The 18,224-nt window shown below is 54.5% G+C and carries 12 protein-coding genes; 7 read left to right on the top strand and 5 right to left on the bottom strand.

Annotation, left to right across the window (positions count from 1 at the left end):
- Window positions 1–168 precede the first annotated feature (168 nt).
- From VXJ35_RS20195 to VXJ35_RS20180, 4 genes are all read left to right on the top strand, one after another.
- Window positions 169–2,946, top strand: a complete 2,778-nt coding sequence (locus tag VXJ35_RS20195) for a glycosyltransferase (protein WP_064022942.1) — start codon at window positions 169–171, stop codon at window positions 2,944–2,946.
- 352 nt (window positions 2,947–3,298) lie between these two features.
- The gene (locus tag VXJ35_RS20190) at window positions 3,299–4,426 is read left to right on the top strand and encodes a sialidase family protein (RefSeq protein WP_231914794.1); all 1,128 of its coding nucleotides are present in this window, start codon (window positions 3,299–3,301) and stop codon (window positions 4,424–4,426) included.
- Window positions 4,427–4,731: 305 nt separating this feature from the next.
- The gene (locus tag VXJ35_RS20185; RefSeq protein WP_157198241.1) at window positions 4,732–4,989 is read left to right on the top strand and encodes a hypothetical protein; all 258 of its coding nucleotides are present in this window, start codon (window positions 4,732–4,734) and stop codon (window positions 4,987–4,989) included.
- Between the two features lie 338 nt (window positions 4,990–5,327).
- Window positions 5,328–7,637 (top strand): nuclease-related domain-containing protein, encoded by a 2,310-nt coding sequence (locus VXJ35_RS20180; protein WP_064022940.1) that lies wholly within the window; start codon window positions 5,328–5,330, stop codon window positions 7,635–7,637.
- 301 nt (window positions 7,638–7,938) lie between these two features.
- On the opposite strand, the gene VXJ35_RS20175 is transcribed toward VXJ35_RS20180, so the two are convergent.
- Together VXJ35_RS20175 and VXJ35_RS20170 are read right to left on the bottom strand one after the other, a co-directional pair.
- Entirely contained in the window at window positions 7,939–10,419 is a 2,481-nt protein-coding gene (locus tag VXJ35_RS20175) for an ABC transporter permease (RefSeq protein WP_064022939.1), read from the bottom strand.
- A complete protein-coding gene (locus tag VXJ35_RS20170) occupies window positions 10,416–11,108 on the bottom strand; it encodes an ABC transporter ATP-binding protein (protein WP_064022938.1) in 693 nt (230 codons plus the stop codon). Before VXJ35_RS20170 ends, VXJ35_RS20175 begins: the two co-directional genes overlap by 4 nt.
- On the opposite strand from VXJ35_RS20170, the gene VXJ35_RS20165 reads away from it, so the two are divergent.
- A complete protein-coding gene (locus VXJ35_RS20165; protein ID WP_054763434.1) occupies window positions 11,107–11,709 on the top strand; it encodes an arylesterase in 603 nt (200 codons plus the stop codon). The genes VXJ35_RS20170 and VXJ35_RS20165 overlap by 2 nt on opposite strands.
- Before the next feature lie 18 nt (window positions 11,710–11,727).
- Here VXJ35_RS20165 and VXJ35_RS20160 read toward each other — a convergent pair whose 3' ends face one another.
- The 3 genes from VXJ35_RS20160 to VXJ35_RS20150 all read right to left on the bottom strand — a co-directional run bounded on the left by VXJ35_RS20160 (window position 11,728) and on the right by VXJ35_RS20150 (window position 14,456).
- Complete coding sequence (locus tag VXJ35_RS20160; RefSeq protein WP_064022937.1) at window positions 11,728–12,666, bottom strand: glycosyltransferase family A protein; 939 nt, start codon at window positions 12,664–12,666, stop codon at window positions 11,728–11,730.
- A 35-nt stretch (window positions 12,667–12,701) separates the two neighbouring features.
- Window positions 12,702–13,796, bottom strand: a complete 1,095-nt coding sequence (locus VXJ35_RS20155; RefSeq protein WP_064022936.1) for a GNAT family N-acetyltransferase — start codon at window positions 13,794–13,796, stop codon at window positions 12,702–12,704.
- Window positions 13,797–14,048: 252 nt separating this feature from the next.
- Window positions 14,049–14,456 carry a hypothetical protein gene (locus tag VXJ35_RS20150; RefSeq protein WP_064022935.1) on the bottom strand — a complete coding sequence of 136 codons (408 nt, stop codon included), beginning with the start codon at window positions 14,454–14,456 and terminating at the stop codon, window positions 14,049–14,051.
- Window positions 14,457–14,822: 366 nt separating this feature from the next.
- On the opposite strand from VXJ35_RS20150, the gene VXJ35_RS20145 reads away from it, so the two are divergent.
- Both VXJ35_RS20145 and oadA read left to right on the top strand, forming a co-directional pair.
- Entirely contained in the window at window positions 14,823–16,241 is a 1,419-nt protein-coding gene (locus VXJ35_RS20145; protein WP_064022934.1) for an acetyl-CoA carboxylase biotin carboxylase subunit, read from the top strand.
- Between the two features lie 15 nt (window positions 16,242–16,256).
- Window positions 16,257–18,080, top strand: coding sequence for a sodium-extruding oxaloacetate decarboxylase subunit alpha (oadA, locus tag VXJ35_RS20140; RefSeq protein WP_064022933.1), 1,824 nt, complete (start codon window positions 16,257–16,259; stop codon window positions 18,078–18,080).
- Window positions 18,081–18,224 lie beyond the last annotated feature (144 nt).

Here is an 18,224-nt window from a genome sequence, read left to right as displayed (position 1 = left end):
TGCCTGACTGGAATGTGTGGCCCGCATCTTGACTGGACGCCTTTGCGCCTCGTCGCAATCAGATACGACACAGCAAACGAGATTAATCCGCCGAAGGATTGGCTTGTAACGCCGTAATAAATATAAAAATACACAAAAAACCTACTAACGCGGAGTCTTTCTGTCGAAATGAAAGCCAAAATTGCCACATTTTTCACCTTGGTATTGTTGGTGCTGATCAACCTCGGTATCTGGTCATACATCAATAACCCGTTAAAGTTGCCTTCTTGGAGCGACACGATGATGGGGGTGACGTTCAACCCCAAACAGCGCGATTTCAATCCGCAGGACAGCATATTCCCGACCCGCGAACAAATCCAAGCCGATGTCGAGCTGTTGTCGGGTAAGGCGCATTCGATCAGGACCTATACCGCCCTGGAAGGGATGGAAGTCGTGCCGGAATTGACCGCGAAAAGCGCGTTGAATCTGGCGATGGGCTGCTGGGTGGATTTGGTCGAGGACGAAGAAAGCGAGGAGAACCGGCAAAAACGGTTGGATAAGAACCAGCGCGAAGTCGAGAGTCTGATCAATCTGGCCAACCAATATCCGAAAACGATCATTCGGACTCTGGTGGGCAACGAATCGCTGTTGCGGGTCCGAAACAAGGTCAGCGAACCGGTGGCCAAACGCGTGCGCGACGAGTTTGCCGGCCAGATGTCCGAGCAGGAACTGCAGGACAAAATTAAGGCCGAGATCAATCTTGAAGTTACCAATAAAGCTAACGAGTTGATCGAATATATCCGCGAAGTCAAAAAGCGCACCTGGAAGCCGGTCAGCACCGCCGAGACCTGGGATATTTGGGTGGACCATCCGGAATTGGCTGCCGAAGTAGACTATATCGCGGTGCATATCCTGCCTTATTGGGAAGGCATTCCGGTCGAACTGCCCCAGGGCGCGGCAGGAGATACCGCCGTCGAATACGTGTTCAAACGTTATTACGAATTGCAAAAACTGTATCCCGATAAAACCATCGTCATTACCGAGGTGGGTTGGCCTTCCGACGGTCCGCCGCAAAAAGCCGCTACCGCATCGCTGGCGAATCAGGCCAAGTTTTTACGCGAATTCCTGAACCGAGCCACCGCAGAGAACGTGATTTACTACGTGGTCGAGGCCTTCGACCAACCTTGGAAAATCAAGCTGGAAGGTACCGCCGGCGCTTACTGGGGCTTGTTCAATGCCGACCGCCAGCCCAAATTCCCTATGGAAGGCGACGTGTTGGCCAATCCGACCTGGCGTAACTGGGCCAGCGGCGCGGCCATACTCAGTATCATTCTGATGGCTGCCTTCCTGTTCACGCGGAAAAGCTTGAAACTGCCCGGTAAATTCTTTTTCGGCATCGTCGCCAACTTGGCGGCCTCGGTATTGTTCTGGTCGGCCTCGATTGCCGCCGCCCAATACCAAACCGGTTTTTCCGTGGTGTTTTGGGCGATATTGTTGATGATGCAGGCCATGGCGATTTTGGTGCTATTGACCGAAAGCTTGGAAATAGCGGAAGTCATTTGGCACAGAAAAGGCCGCCGCACCTTCCAGCCGTTGACGCCGTCGGCCGATTTCCGTTACCCGAAAGTCTCGATCCATCTGCCGATTCATAACGAGCCGCCGGAAATGGTACGCAAGACCTTGAATGCCCTGGCCAAGGTCGACTACCCCAATTACGAAGTCTTGGTAATGGACAACAACACCAAGGACCCGGCCGTATGGCAACCGGTGCGCGACGATTGCGACCGCTTGGGCGAGAAGTTTCGCTTCTTCCATTTGGATAACTGGCCCGGGTACAAAGCCGGCGCGATCAACTATGCGCTGGAAAATACCGCAGAGGACGCCGAAATTATTGCGGTCATCGATAGCGATTACATTTTGTCGCCGGATTGGCTGAAAGCCATGGTGCCGTACTTCGACCAGGAAAATGTCGGCTTCGTCCAGTCACCCCAAGACTACCGCGACGCCCACCAAGGTTCGTTCAAAAATATGTGTTATTGGGAGTATGCCGGTTTCTTCAACATCGGCATGGTGCAGCGTAACGAATACAATGCCATCATCCAGCACGGCACGATGACGATGGTGCGCAAATCGGCGTTCGAAAAAGTCGGCCCGTGGGGCGAATGGTGCATTTGCGAGGACAGCGAACTGGGCCTGCGTTTGTACGAGGCCGGTTACGATTCGGTGTATTGCAAAGAATCGTTCGGCCGCGGCTTGATGCCGGATACCTTCTCCGGCTATATGACGCAACGCTTCCGTTGGGTGTACGGCGCGATGCAGATCATCAAAAAGCATTGGCGGCATTTCCTGCCTAACAAGAGGTCTTCGCTGACGTCGGCGCAACGCTACTACTTTGTCGCAGGTTGGTTGCCGTGGTTTTCCGATGCGTTGGCCTTGCTGTTTACCGGCACCAGTTTGATTTTGACAGCTTTGATCGTCGCCGATCCCAAGCACAGCGAGTTGCCGGTAAACGCCTTCCTGCTGCCGACGATAGGATTGTTCGCCTTCAAGATCGTGCGTGGCTTATGGTTGTACAAGGCGCGGGTGGCTTGTTCGATGTTGCAGGCCTTGGGCGCGGCTCTGGCCGGCCTGTCGCTGACCCATACCGTGGCGCGCGGAACCTTGCAGGGCTTGTTTACGTCCGGCAAGCCCTTCATGCGTACGCCGAAATACGAACAGCAAGGTCCGTTGGTTGCCGGTCTGCTGATCATCTGGCAAGAGTTGCTGTTGCTGACGCTGCTGGTTGCCGGTATCGTCGCCATGCGCTCCATCGAATATTTCGATAATTTGAGCGGCCGGTTATGGGTTGCGGTATTGGCGGTACAGTCCGTGCCTTACATCGCTACTTTCGTCACGATTTTGATCAGCGTTGCGCCCAATTATTTTCCCGGAAAAAAACTGTCGGCCGACGAATTGGATGCGGAATAGCGGTTTTTAGCCAGTGAGCACGCGCAGCCTCGGCCGGCAACGGCCGGGGCTTTTTTATGCGCGATCGGCAGCGGCGGGGTGGGGCGCTCGAAATCGGCTTCCGTAGCCGCGATTTTTCAGTATCATGACGCCCGATTCGCGCGCTGCGCTTACGCAGGCGCTAATCGTCCAAACCACAACAATTCAACGCTTACGGCGCAAACCGGCCGTAACCTTTCAACCTGCCGGATGACCTATGAAACTATCCAAGCTTTTTTCGGCCGTAATCGGAACTTTATTCGTCACGGCTTGTGCGACCGATCCCGTCCCGCTCGATCAGAGCCGGCCTTCCGCCTTGCTGCAGCAAGCTACCGTGAGCGCAGCCGATTGCGCCAGTCCGCAAGCTTTGCCGCAGATAAACTGTTCGGATACCGTTACCGCCAGCTTCGACCATAACGGCAAGCTCTGGATCGTGTGGGTGCAGCAACAGCATATTTATCTGCAAGCGTCGGATGATGCCGGCCGGCATTTTTCCGCGCCGGTCATGGTCAATGCCGAAGCCGAGGCAGTTGCCGCCCACGGCGAATACCGGCCGAAAATCAAAATCGGCCCGGAGGGCAATATCTACCTGACTTGGACGCAAAGTCTGGAAAAACGCCACACCGGCCATATCCGTTTCAGCCGCTCCACCGACGGCGGCAAAAGCTTTTCCCGGCCGGTAACGGTGAACGATAACGTCGACGTTATCAGCCATCGCTTCGATGCTTTGGCCGTGGGTAAAAACGGCGAAGTATTTATCGCCTGGCTGGATGCGCGCGATAAGGAAAAGGCTAAAGCCGCCAAGCAGGAGTTTAACGGTACTGCCGTGTATTACGCCTGGTCCGGCGACGGCGGCGCGAGCTTCCACCCCAACCGGATCGTCGCCCCGCACAGTTGCGAATGTTGCCGCTTGGGCGTCGAAATAGATCAAAACAATTTGCCGGTCGTGATGTGGCGACATGTTTACGACGGCAACATTCGCGACCACGCGCTATCCCGATTCCGCGACTGGAATACGCCCGGGCCGGCGCAGCGGGTCAGCAGCGAGAATTGGCAAATCGATGCCTGCCCGCATCACGGGCCGGGGTTGTCGATCGCTGACGACGGGCGCGTGCATGGCGTTTGGTTCAGTGGTGCGCCCGACCGGCAAGGTTTGTTTTACGGGCATGCGTCGGATGCGGCGGCCGGATTTTCCGCCCCGCACCGCTTCGGCAATCCCGGGGCCAAACATCCCCAGGTTTTGGCGGAGGGCCAACGAGTGGTAGTGGTCTGGTCCGAGTTCGACGGCAGCCATAATCTGGTCAAATTGATCCAGTCGGACGACGGCGGTAGCCGCTGGTCTGAACCCGAAACTGCGGAATCGAGTCTGGTCGCTGCCGACGATGCCTTTTTGTTGAGCCATGGCGGCAAAATTTATTTGTCATGGCAAACCGCCGGCGGCTACCGGTTTCGGGCGCTTTAAGCGTCGATCTGCCAAGGGGGCAGGCCGAATCGGCGTGCTTCGTGGCGCAGGCGATGGCGGTGCCGGCGGGAATGCCGCGGTAGTGCACTTGACGGAGCCTGATTCCGGCCGACGCGTGGTTTTTTGTGCTATGTCGGACAAATCCTACGTTGCGCAATAGCTCGCTGGATAGATTTTGGCTTATCGTGACGTCCCGATACAATTTCTGAAACAGGGAGCATGAATTGAACCAGCCTATATCGCAATGGCCGGGCGGCGATCGCCGGCAAAGCCGGCGCCGCAGCTACGGCTTTGCCCGAGCTTCATTGATCATCTCGGCTTCGAGTTGCGCTGTTTGGTTATTGATTTTAATGCCTGCCACTCTAGCCGCCTCGTCACCCGGAACTAATCTGTTCGACGGGGTTATGATTTTCGTTATTGTGTTTTTGGCATTGGATATCGGCGGACTTTGCATGGCGCTATTTGCGATGGTTAAAACCAAACTAAATAGTTCGCTGGCGATTTACGGCGCGTTGTCCAATGCCGTTTGTATCGTTTTAAATTTGTCGCTGATCTCCTTCTGACCCGACTCCGCTGCTAATGCAGACGCCGGCCGCGCATTCCGGTGAAATCGGTCATCGGTTCCAATCTCAAAACCAACGGGTATTGCAATCGAAACCGCCAGTGGTGCAGATCGGCCAACTTGAGACATTTGAACAATCGTTGTTTGTCCTACTTGATGGTCCGGTTGTGGTTTTATTCCTGACAGTTTATTTAATCAGCTTACTCTGAAAGTCATCAATCAAACGATGCAAAGATAACACCAAAATTATGGCGACTTTCATTTGCCGGGGTGTTGCACAGGCTTCATGATCGTTACAATGGATTTCCGCTCAGGCTGAATAAGTTAATTAACTGAAATATGGCAATAGAACCCACCAGCAATGCTTACCAAGATAGATATTTACTGTTATTGGAGAAAGACTTATCGGCTAATGATGCAGCCATAAGTTTGATACACCGATACCTAGACGGAAAACCAATAAAAGCAGGTAAGCGAAATTTAAACTCTGTTGATCGAGATTCTGATTTTTGGTTGGCAAGTTTTTGGGACGATGTTAGCGCCGAAGTTTTCGAAAGCGATGCGTTTGCATTTGCGTTGGCTCGTTACCTTCAGCAAAATAAAACTACCCGGTCAGATTGGCTTCAACACTTAGTTGCAACCGCACCAGATGCACTCAGGCGAGCAATTCGATATTCCCAGGTATTTTTGTCACCAACTGAAATACGCTGGAAGGAAATAATCGGCCTTGAGCTGGCAAATACCGTGGGTCTCATCGAGTTTATTAAAGCTTGTGAAATTCTTCAGGATGAATATAAAAAATTTAAAAGCGCGATTCAGTCAATAGAGGCAAAGCTGAAACGGTTGACGCCAATGGAAACGTTGACTTATGCCAGCTTATTTGCGTTTAAAAATGTCGTATACAGGCACGGTCAGCAAGAATTGAGGCCAGAGTTATTTAACAAGGAACGCGCAGATGTAAATGCTGAGTATTTTCAGGACATCACCGACGCCATAAATCAGATTCTTATTTCGAAGCTCAAAACTAGCACACATAGCGATTTTTTTATTTCAGAGCGTATCATCGGTGAGTCGCTTCAAAAGCATATGGCATCACTATTATTTCCATCAGCATCCACGGCGAGGGCTGCCGAGAAATGTCTTTTATACCTAGAGACTTTTGAAAGCCTTGTTGCCGCCTATCTTCAATTCAATGAATTTTTTAGTAAAACTATCAATTGCTTTTGCTTTGACGAGGACTATGACATTCGATTTGAAGGGGCAAGACTGATTGTATATCCACGAGTCAACCAAGAAAATTACGAATGGGCGCGAAATGGTAAGAAGTTTGAGAGACTGCAGCAATATTGGCTATTTAGAGCTTTCGCTGAATTTTTCAATTCCGATTTCGCATTTGTCCGCTTTGGCAGTCCTGAAAATGAGGAAAGCAATCGGTTTGCGTGGATATCAGCCATTCGCACCAAGCTTGAATTGACAGAAATTTACGGTCTTGACGATGAAATAACGACCGACAATAACTACAAAATAGATTTGTTCCAGACCTTGCTGACAATCGAACTGATGCATGCGTTTTACAAGCATGGTTATATTTTGCCCTATTGTAAACACCGCGAGGAAACCGGAAACTGGTTATCCGCATTGGTTACATTTGCGTTTGCGGGGCTTATCGAAGGGGAAATGCGCTTCCCAATTACCTTTTCAGAACGAAAGGCAAAGATCGCTAGAATTCGCAGTTGGACTTGTAGCGAAAAACATCCAAACGGCAATAGAGAGTTAACTGAAGCCATCCTAGATTTTTGGTCGAATGACCTAAAACAACTATCCATAACATTACGCGAGCATCAATACGCCATAGCCCCAGAATTGCATGAACTGCCCATTTTCAAAATTGGCAATTATTTTTTCCAATTGCCATGGGTATTTGCTTTCCAAAACAATGTAACAGCAATCGTGAACAATTTGCGGAGATTAGGTAGAAGCCGAACCGAGCTAAAAATGGAAACCAATCGTATCGAGAAACGACTTGCGGAAACATTTGAGCGCCGAGGCTTTAACGTATTAAGTAACTTCAATCCGCCTCGCGATGCTGACAATGAAATAGGCGAAATCGACTTGCTCTGTTTTCTTGATGGTCACCTATTTATCTTTGAAGTTAAATCTGGATATATGCGCAAGTCTAATCGGGAAGCCTGGCTGCACCGAACAAATACGCTGCGAAAAGCAGGTCTTCAAATGAAACGCAAAAGTGCGTTTGTGACAGAAAGGCTAAAAACTGATCCAACTCTTTCGGCATTCATTGGTGGTCAGGATTACAATAATGTGCAGACGCATTGCTGGATCATTGACACTTCAATTGAGCATGATCATGAGTGCTTCGAAGGTTTTCTTAAGGTTTCGCTTCAGGAAATCATGATTGCACTTCGAAATGAACGGCATTTATTAAAGGACATGCATCAAGCGATAGCTGATGAAAAAAAACGTAATGGTGATTCCTATAGTGAAAGTACCTTTGGCAACATTTGCGCAGAAGCCATGAGGACAGTCATTGAGCAAAGCAAATCAGATGATCTTTATCCACACGGTTTCTCAGCTGATGAATTCGCCAAAATCATAGAAAGTGAATTGGTGTGGAATGTATTGAATTCATAACGAAGACTGCATTGGAACTGATAGCAGACCTTTATAATTCTTGCGCACTTACAATTTGAGTGACCGAAACGGGTCGATACCGCCATTTCATTCCTTCCAAAAACTCTCATTCAACACTAGCGTAAGCATATCCGAACCTGTGGCTCGGTTTGCTTAGGAACCAGTGGCGGTTTTGATTGGAATGGATGGTGGGTTGAGGTCGGAATATACGGCCGGCGGCCAGCCTTGGCTTCGGAACGCCGGCCCGGTGTGGGCTGCGGCCGATTTGATCTGTCCGACCAATACGGCCGCAATACGCCGGTCAGCGGCGCAATACGCGTAACGGCGCCTGCCTGACCACGTGGCGCACTCCCCAGTAGCCGGCCAGCGTTACGCCGGCAACGCCGGCGGCCGGTAAGGCCAGCCACAGATAAACATGCGGTTGATAGTCGATTTGCATCACACGGGTATACAACATATATAAGATCGATTCGGCCGCTACCGTTGCCAACAACCCTGCCGCCAGACCCAGTACGCCGAATTCGATTAAATGCGCCATTCTTAAAAATCGGCGGCGCGCGCCCAGGGTGCGCAACAATGCGCCTTCGTAAATCCGCTGGTCCAAGGTCGAATAAACGGCGGCGAACAAAACGCTGAAGCCGGCCGCCAGCGCGAAATACAAGATCAGGTTAATCGCCGCGGTCAATTGGGCCAATATGGTGCGGAATTGTTGCAGAATCTGGTCGACTTCAAGCACCGTTACCGCCGGATATTTTTTTAACAGCGGTGGCAAAAGATTTTTTTGCGCTTCCGCCAGATAAAAACTGGTCATGTAGGTGGTCGGAAAGCCGGCCAACGTCCCCGGCGAAAAAATCATGTAAAAGTTGGGGCGCATCGTATCCCATTGCACGCTGCGCAGATTAGTCACGGTGGCCGTGAGTTGGGCGTCTCCGACAGTAAATGCCAGTTGGTCGCCGGGACGAATGCCCAAATTGTCGGCCAACTTTTTTTCCACCGATACCTGGCCGGGACTATCCGCCTGCCAGGCTCTGCCGTCGATAATCTGGTTGTCCTCCGGAAACCGGTCTGACCAGGTCAGGCTCAGTTCCCGCTGCGTGGCGGCTTCGCCTTGGCTGTCTTTACTGACTCGGCCTTGTACGGCTTCGCCGTTGATTGCCACTAAACGGCCGCGGACCACCGGATAAAACCGGCTGTCCGGAATTTGCTCCCGATTTAGACCGCTTTGAAAATCCGCCAACGACGACGGCAGGATGTTAATCGCAAAATGGTTGGGCGCATGCTCGGGCAATTGCCGGCGCCAATCGTCCAATAAGTGGCCGCGCACGCTGAAACTTAAAGCCATTGCGGTCAGCGTGATACCGAATGCCAAAATCTGGCCGACACCGGTGCGGCTGTCGCGCAACAAGCCGCGCAAGCCGAAACGCCAGTGTAGGCCGAGGCGGGGCAACAGCCGGCGCGATAACTGCAAAACAGTGTGAATCGCCAGCCCCAATGTCAGCAACACGACCAATCCGGTGCCGATGATTGCGCCAGTCAGCTTCGGATCGTCGGTATAACGCCAGATCAATCCGGCGACTACGGTTGCCGCCAAGCCGTAGACCAGCCAGCCGCTGCTGGGCAAGGGTTCCAGTTCGCGGCGCAACACGCGTAGCGGCGGCACGCCTTGCAAGCGCAACAATGGCGGCAGGGCAAAACCCCATAAGATGGCCAATCCGGTGGCAAGGCCGTAGACGACTGCCAGGCCGCCGGGATTGGCCAATGTTTCCGGCAACAGGTTTTTCAATAGTTGAAACAAGCCGTATTGCGCCAGCCAGCCCAAAGCGCAGCCTGCCGCGCTGACTACCAGGCCCAGCACCAGAAATTGGACGGCGTAGAGCCGAACGATTTCCGTTTGGGTGCAGCCCAGACAGCGCAATAAGGCGGTGGCGTTGAAATGGCGCTCGCTGTAACGGCGAGTGGCCATTGCGATTGCGACGCCGGCAATCAGCGTGACGACGACGCTGGCCAAGCCCAGATAGCGCTCCGCCCGCTGCAATGCCGAACCCAGCTCGGGCCGGTCGCGTTGGATGTCCAGAATTTTTTGGGAAGGATTCAAATTCGGTTGCAACCAGGCTTTGAATTCAGCCAACGCGTTTTCGCCGCCGCGGAACTGGTAAGCGTAATGCACCCGGCTACCGGGTTGGACCACGCCGGCGGCGGCCAAATCGTCCAGATGCATCATGACGCGCGGCGAGAAGCTGTAAAAATCGCCGCGTTTGTCCGGTTCGTAACTGATTAGTCGGGTCACTTTCAGCGCTTTTTCGCCGACGGTCAGCGTGTCGTTCAGTTTCAATTTCAGAGCCGGTAACAGGCGCTTGTCGACCCAGGCTTCGCCGGCAGTTGGGCCATGGTTGACAATGGCTTCGTCCTGCAGGTCGGCGTCGCGAGTCTTGAGCTTGCCGCGCAACGGATAGCTGTCGCTGACGGCCTTGACCGAGGCCAGTAACATTTCGCCGTTCTCCAGCAACATGCTCGGGAACTCTAAGGTTTGCGAGCCGCTCAGGGCATATTCGTTCGCTTTGGCCAACCATTGCGGATTGGCCGGTGCCGGTCCGGCCAAAACTAAATCGCCGGCCAGGAATTCCGCAGCCTGCAAATTCATCGTGCGCTGCAGCCGGTCGGCGAATAACGAGATCGAAGTTGTGCCGCCCACGGCAATCAGTAGCGCCAGGGCCAGTAAGGTTAGTTCGCCGGAGCGGGCGTCGCGCCACAACAATTTCAGCGAGAGGCGGAAGCGGGTCATACGATGCTCCCGGCTTCCAGGCGGATGGTGCGTTGGCAACGGGCGGCCAAAGACATGTCGTGAGTGACCAGAATCAGCGTGGTAGCTTGTTCCTGGTTCAGTTCGAATAACAGGTCGACGACGTTAGCGCCGGTTTTTCGGTCCAGATTGCCGGTGGGTTCGTCGGCGAACAAAATTGCCGGCCGGCTGACGAAGGCGCGAGCCAAGGCCACGCGCTGTTGTTCGCCGCCGGAAAGTTGCCGTGGCGTGTGTTGCAGGCGTTGAGCCAGGCCGACGCGTTGCAACAGTGCCCGCGCCGCTTGCTCGGCGTCGGCCACGCCGCTCAGTTCCAGCGGCAGCATCACGTTCTCCAGTGCGGTTAAACCGGGTAGTAATTGAAACGACTGGAATACGAAGCCAACCAGTTCGTTGCGAAGCAATGCCCGGCCGTCTTCGTTGAGACGGTTCAAGTCGCGGCCGTCGATTTCGACCGAGCCGGTGCTCGGAGTGTCCAGGCCGGCCAGTAGGCTGAGCAAGGTGGATTTGCCCGAGCCGGATTCGCCGACGATGGCGACGCTCTCGCCGCGCTTGATGATTAGATCGACCGATGCCAAGATATGCAGGGTGCCTTCGGATGTTGGAACCGCTTTGCCTAATTTACGGGCGCTGATAATGGCGGAAGCGGGTTGATTGGAATGAGTGTTTATCATGTATAGCGTAGTCCTTGCCTTAGTATTGAGTGTTTTGCCCATTTGCGCGTCGGCCAAATCGATCGTCGTGCTTGGAGACAGTATTAGTGCCGGCTACGGTATCGAAGTTCAGCAAGGTTGGGTGGCCTTGTTGCAAAAAAAAATCGCCGCGCGCGGCTTCGACTATACGATCTACAACGAAAGTATCAGCGGCGATACCACCGCCGGCGGTTTAGCCCGTTTGCCGCCGATATTGGTCAACCACAAGCCCGACATTTTGCTGTTGGAGTTGGGCGCGAACGACGGCCTGCGCGGGTTGTCGCCGGAGGAAATGGAGGCCAATTTGGCGGCTATCATAGGAAAGTCGCTGCAAGCCGGAGCCAAAGTGATTCTGCTGGCGATGAAAATTCCGCCCAACTACGGCAAACGCTACGTGGAGATGTTTTACGACATTTACCCGGAACTGGCGCAAGAGTTCAAGATATCCTACGTCCCCTTTCTGCTGGAAGACATCGTGTTACGGCCTGAGTTGATGCAACAGGACGGCATACACCCCAATGCGCTGGCGCAGCCGATTCTCGCCGACAAGATGTGGAAGCACTTGCAGTTTCAGTTGAAGTGAGTGCGTCCGGGCGGCAGTTTATTTGTTGCCGATAGCCTGTAACTCCCGGTATCCGCGAATCTCTCCGGCCGTAAAGCGCCATTTCATTTGCAATTGCAGTCTTTGGTCCGGTCTAGGTTCCAGGCAACTGCACAGGCCGCGAGCGATCCACTGCCGCCACAAATACAGCGGTACTCCGGCCAAGCATTTGCCGGCCGGTTTCTTGCCGAAGGCGAGAATCTGACAGCGGGCGACCTCGTGCATCCAGTGTCGGACATAGTCTTTGGTCATCCGCTCAGGGATGTTGCAATGGAATAATAAAGCGTCCGGCACATACCAAAAAGTGCCGCCGCCTGCGCGGTAACGGCGCATGTAGTCGGTATCTTCGGTAAACGGAATCGTTGTACCGGGCCCCAGGTCTTCTCGAAACCAACCGTTTCTGGCGGCCGCGCCGGACCGGAGGGCCGTGTTGACGCCGCCCGGAATCACGTCAATAGCCAACACGCCTTGAGCGTCGCCAAAATCCCGCGTGTTGGTGATGCCGCGCGGTAGCGCAAAAGGCCCTTCGGTATGCAGCCAATCCGGAATCTGTCCCAACCATTTCGGTAAAACTTTGCCGGCAAAACCGTCAAATTCGGGATGCTGTGCTGCTGCATCGATATAGGCCTGCAGCCAGGCAGGGCTAGGTTCGACATCGTCGTCGGTAAACACCAGCAGCTCGCCGCGGGCAGCGCGCATGGCCCGGTTTAACGCTCTGGATTTACCGGGAATGGGTTCCGACAGCATCAACAGCGGCAAACGGCCGGCCGCCGCTTCGTCTGCGACCACTTGCGCAGTGTTGTCGGTGCTGCCATTGTCGATCAGCAGCAACTCCCAGCTTGTATTCGCAGCTAAACGCATGTCGGCAAGCGCATCGAATAAGCGCGGCAGGATGTGCGCCCGGTTGCGGGTACTGATAATGACTGAAGCGTTCAACATATATTTCCAGGAGGTTAGGCGGAAGTCGCAACGGGCTATAACGGATGGTCGAAATAATCGCCGTCGATGCCGCTCCGGTACCACTCGGATAACACCGCGTCGGGCAACGGCGGGTTGCTGTATATTTGGTAGCGGTTGCCGTGCGAGCCCAGCGCTTCGTAGCCTAATTCTTTGAACAACGCGGTTAAACGCGGTGTAGCCACTTCCAAGTTTCCCCAACTGATGCCGTTTTTTCGCCAGTAAGCGAAGACATGGTACAGCAAGCCGCGGATGGCCAGCTCGTCTTGCGGCAGATAAAATACGTCGCGCAGCACTGCCATGCTGACCGAGTCGGCAAAGCTTTGCCGGTGCCAGATGGCATAAGCGCGCAACTCTCCGTTACTGTCGCGTAGCGCCAGTAATTGTAACGGGCAGGTTGGGAATTCGAACAGGCGCCAGTTCAGGTAGCGACTGCTTCGCTCCAGGCACGACGGGTACTCAGTTTTTGCCCGCTCCCAAAGCGAATCGAACTCGGCTCCGCAATGGCCTGTCTCTTCCAAAACGAATTCGCGGCGGAACAATTTCCGGTCGCGCCAGCTTAAACCGAGATCGAAGGCGCCGCCCAGAATGCGGCCCATCGTTTTGCCGACCCGTTTTTCCCAGGAGCCGCGATAACCGATGCGCAGGCGAAAGAAGTCGTTGCTCTCGCCGCCGATTTTGACGAAACCGCACGCCCCGAACGATTTCTGCGTGATGACCCCGGCAGTAACGCTTCCGTTTATGGCGGACAGTCCACAGCTGAATTTAATCAGCGCAGTCGCCAGTCCTTTACCCCTATATGCCGAGTCGATACAGGTGTTGGCGCCGAAGGCAAGAGTCGTGGATTTTCCGTTCAACCACCAAGGCTGAGCAAACATGGCTCTAAAACCTATTAGGCGCGAACCGTGCCAGACGCCGACGCCCGGGCCGGGCAGCGAGCTTTGCCAGGGGTTATGCACGATGCGCCGCTCGAACCATTGGCTTATGTATTGCGGGTGGTCGCGAAATTCGTCGAAATTCGCGATCGCGATCCGAATGCATTCGCCGATGTCCTCCGGTTGCAGGGTGCGAAATTGAAATGGGTCTGCCGTATCGGTTACGGTCTCTGGCATGGGCGATTCCTGATGTTTATGGCAAACAAGCCGTTCTAAACGCAAACCGGCTGCAATAGCTTCCGGCAATTATTAGCCAAAATGCGACGCCTGCCAAATTGGCGATGGCGATTAATTTTGAGGTCGGCTAATGCGCGTTGGGCGGTGTGGCGCCGGTGGTGGTCTTGTCTGATCCGGGTTGGGGCGGAACCCAGCGAAAAGATTCGTTACCGGCGGAAGTTATCCGGCCGGTAACGGGAGAAGGGCAGGAGTTTAAGCAACCAAGCGGCGTTTTTTTCGGCTTAAAACGCCTAACAGGCCGCCCAGTAGCAGCCACGCCGCACCGGGCAACGCGGTTTCCGGATTTTGCAGCGGCAACGCTTCGAGCAACGAAGGTGCGCCGATCCAGCCGAAAAATCCGGCCTGCATGCCGAAATCCAGCCAGTGTTGTAGGCTGGTCAAGGTTTCGCGGACTGCGGCACTGGCGCCGCGTTCGGCGTGCTCGGCAAGGCTCAGTACGGTCTCGCGCCAAGAGAAAGCTGCCGGTAATTGCAGTGCGGGATTAGCGGCCGGATCGGATCGGTGTTCGGCGGTTGCTGCGACAGCTTGCGGCGATAAAACCGCAAATCCGGACAGGCAGAGCGATAGCAAAACGAGAAATAGCGCTTTGTGTTTTTCCATAATAAAACCTCGAAAATCGGTGATTAATTTAGAGGTGACAACCCTGAGCGCTAGGCTCAGGCATCCTGTGCAATATCAGGATAGCATTATATATGCCAATTGCAATAGTTTGATTCGGATCGATTTTCCAAGCCTGTCCGGCGTTACTGTCCGGATATCGACACGCACTGCTGACAAATTGTCGCTAACGCAGCAAGTTACCTGCTCGGCTATGCCTGTTTTCGGCGAAATGCCGGGGCATTTCCCGCCGAGTTCCGCCGGATCGGCGGAGCGCAGTCAAGTCGGGCCGCCCGGCGGTTTTAAGGTTGAAAGATATCGATAAGTTGTTAGAGTAGTAACCCGTCCCGGAGCCGCATTGGAAAAATCATGTTACGCAAAATCCTGATCGCCAATCGCGGCGAGATTGCCGTCCGCATCATTCGCGCCTGCGCCGAAATGGGCATCCGTTCCGCAGCGATCTATTCCGAAGCCGACCGCTTTGCCCTGCACGTCAAAAAGGCCGACGAGTCTTATTACATCGGCAGCGAGCCGTTGGCGGGTTACCTGAATATCTACGGCTTGGTCGACTTGGCTCTGCGCACCGGTTGCGATGCGATTCATCCGGGCTACGGCTTCCTGTCGGAAAACGCCCAATTTGCCAAAGCCTGTCAGGAGCGCGGATTAGTCTTTATCGGGCCGTCGGCGGAAGTCATCCAGCGCATGGGCGACAAGACTGAAGCGCGGGCGGCGATGAAAGCTGCCGGCCTGCCGGTGACGCCCGGTTCCGACGGCAACCTCGAAAATGTCGAGCAGGCCTTGCAGGTGGCCGAGCAGATCGGCTACCCGATCATGTTGAAAGCCACCTCCGGCGGCGGCGGCCGTGGCATCCGCCGTTGCGATAACCCCGACGAGTTGCGGCAAAATTATCAACGCGTCATTTCCGAAGCGACCAAGGCCTTCGGCAGTGCCGACGTGTTTCTGGAAAAATGCGTCGTCAATCCGATTCATATTGAGGTGCAAGTGTTGGCCGACCAATTCGGCAACACTATCCATTTGTACGAACGCGATTGCTCGGTACAGCGCCGCAACCAAAAACTGATCGAAATCGCGCCGTCGCCGCAACTCGACGAGGCCCAACGCCAATACTTGGGCGGTTTGGCGGTGATGGCGGCTAAAGCCGTCGGCTACACCAACGCCGGTACTGTCGAGTTTTTATTGGACAGCAATGGCCGTTTCTATTTCATGGAAATGAATACCCGCGTGCAGGTCGAACACACGATCACCGAAACTATTACCGGTGTCGACATCGTCGAGGAACAGATTCGGGTCGCCGCCGGTCTGCCGCTACGTTTCAAGCAGGAAGAAATCGTCAGACGCGGTTATGCAATCCAGTTTCGGGTCAACGCCGAGGACCCGAAAAACAATTTCCTGCCCAGCTTCGGCCACATTTCCCGTTACTACGCGCCCGGCGGCCCCGGCGTGCGCACCGACACCGCGATTTATACCGGCTACGAAGTGCCGCCGTTTTACGATTCGATGCTGGCCAAAGTCATCGTCAGCGCGATGACCTGGGAAGATGCCATCAATCGCGGCGAGCGGGCCTTGAAGGACATGGGTTTGTTCGGCATCAAAACCACGATTCCCTATTACCTGCGGATACTGGCCCACCCCGATTTTCGCCGCGGCCGCTTCAACACCGGTTTCGTCGAAGCCAATCCCGATTTAATCAATTATTCCAACAAACCGCGCCCGGAAATTCTGGCCAGCGTGCTGGCGGCCGTTGTCGCTTCCCATACCGGCCTCTAAGCCAAGGAAACTCTCATGAGCAAAGTGTATGTAACCGACGTTATTCTGCGCGACGCCCACCAGTCGCTGATCGCCACCCGGATGCGCACCGAAGACATGTTGCCGGCTTGCACGATGTTGGACGACATCGGCTATTGGTCGTTGGAATGCTGGGGCGGCGCCACCTTTGATGCCTGCTTGCGCTTCTTGAAAGAAGACCCTTGGGAGCGCTTGAGCAAACTGAAAGCAGCCCTGCCAAATACCAAATTGCAGATGCTGCTGCGTGGCCAAAATCTGCTCGGTTATCGTCACTATTCCGACGACGTGGTGCGTAAGTTCGTCGAGACCGCCGCCCGCAACGGCATGGACGTATTCCGCATCTTCGACGCGCTGAACGATATTCGTAACTTGGAAACCGCCATCGAAGCCACCCGCGAGGCCGGCAAACATGCCCAGGGCACGATTTGCTACACCACCAGTCCGGTACACGATATCGCCAGTTTCATCAAACTGGGTAAAGGTTTGGCCAACCTGGGCTGTAACTCGATTGCGATCAAGGACATGGCCGGCTTGTTGACGCCATACATCGCCGGCGAAATGGTCAAAGCTCTGAAAGACGCCGTCGATTTGCCGTTGCATTTGCACTGCCATGCTACGGCCGGCTTAGCGGAAATGTGCCAGATCAAGGCCATCGAAGCCGGCTGCGAGCACGTCGATACCGCGCTGTCGTCCTGGGCCGGCGGCACCAGCCATCCACCGACCGAAAGCCTGGTCACCGCGTTGCGCGGCACCGATTACGACACGGGGCTGGATTTGGATAAACTGCAAGCGGTGAACGACTATTTCGCCGAAGTCCGCAAAAAATACCGCCGCTTCGAAAGCGAATTTACCGGCATCGACACCCGCGTCCACATCTTCCAAGTCCCGGGCGGCATGATCTCCAACCTGGCCAACCAATTGAAAGAACGCAACGCACTGGACCGGATCGACGAGGTGTATAAAGAAATCCCGGAAGTCCGCAAAGACCTGGGCTATCCGCCATTGGTGACACCAACCTCGCAAATCGTCGGCACCCAGGCGGTGTTGAACGTGCTGATCGGCAAGCGTTACGAGACCATCAGCAACGAGGTTAAACGCTACCTGCACGGCGGCTACGGCAAGGCGCCGGCGCCGGTCAATCCGCAATTGCTGGCCAAGGCGGTCGGTAAAGAGGAAATCATCGAATGCCGGCCGGCCGATTTGCTCAAGCCCGAGTTCGAGCATCTTCGTGGCGAAATCGCCCATCTGGCGTTGAACGACGAGGACGTACTGAGTTACGCGATGTTTCCGGAAATCGGCAAACAATTCCTGGAATTGCGTTCGAACGACAACCTAGTGCCGGAGCCGTTGGAATTGGAGGCTGCGCCTAAACCGGGCGAGGTCAAAAAAGCCCCGACCGAATTCAACGTGGCGTTGCACGGCGAGCAATACCACGTCAAAGTTACCGGCGCCGGCCCGAAAAACCAAAGCCTGCGGCATTTTTACTTCACCGTGGACGGCATGCCGGAAGAAATCGTCATCGAGACCTTGGACGAAATCGTACTGGACGGCGGCGCCCATGGCGCGGTGCAAAGCGCAATCGCCAGCAAGCGCCGCCGGCCCAGCGAGCCGGGCGATGTGGTGACCAGCATGCCGTGCAACATCATCGACGTGCTGGTCAAGGAGGGACAGAAAGTCAACGCCGGCCAGGCCTTGCTGGTCACCGAAGCGATGAAAATGGAGACCGAAATCACGGCACCGATTGCCGGCGTGGTTAAAGCCATTTACGTCGCCAAAGGCGATGCGGTTAACCCCAACGAGGTGTTGGTGGAAATAAATTGAGAGAAAAGCGGCAAGACGAAAGGTAAAATAACGCGCTTTGCCGAATCGCCGATAAACTTTATCGGCGAGGTGTGCAGCGCGTCGGCCAAGGTAAGCGATTGGTCAGCCCTCTTTTTTGAATTCGACCTTTCGTCCGGCTCTATC

Source organism: Methylomonas sp. DH-1 (assembly GCF_046097555.1).
In the GTDB taxonomy this organism is placed as follows: domain Bacteria; phylum Pseudomonadota; class Gammaproteobacteria; order Methylococcales; family Methylomonadaceae; genus Methylomonas; species Methylomonas koyamae.
Note: the sequence above shows the minus strand (reverse complement) of the source record. Positions and strands in the feature narration are given on the sequence as shown.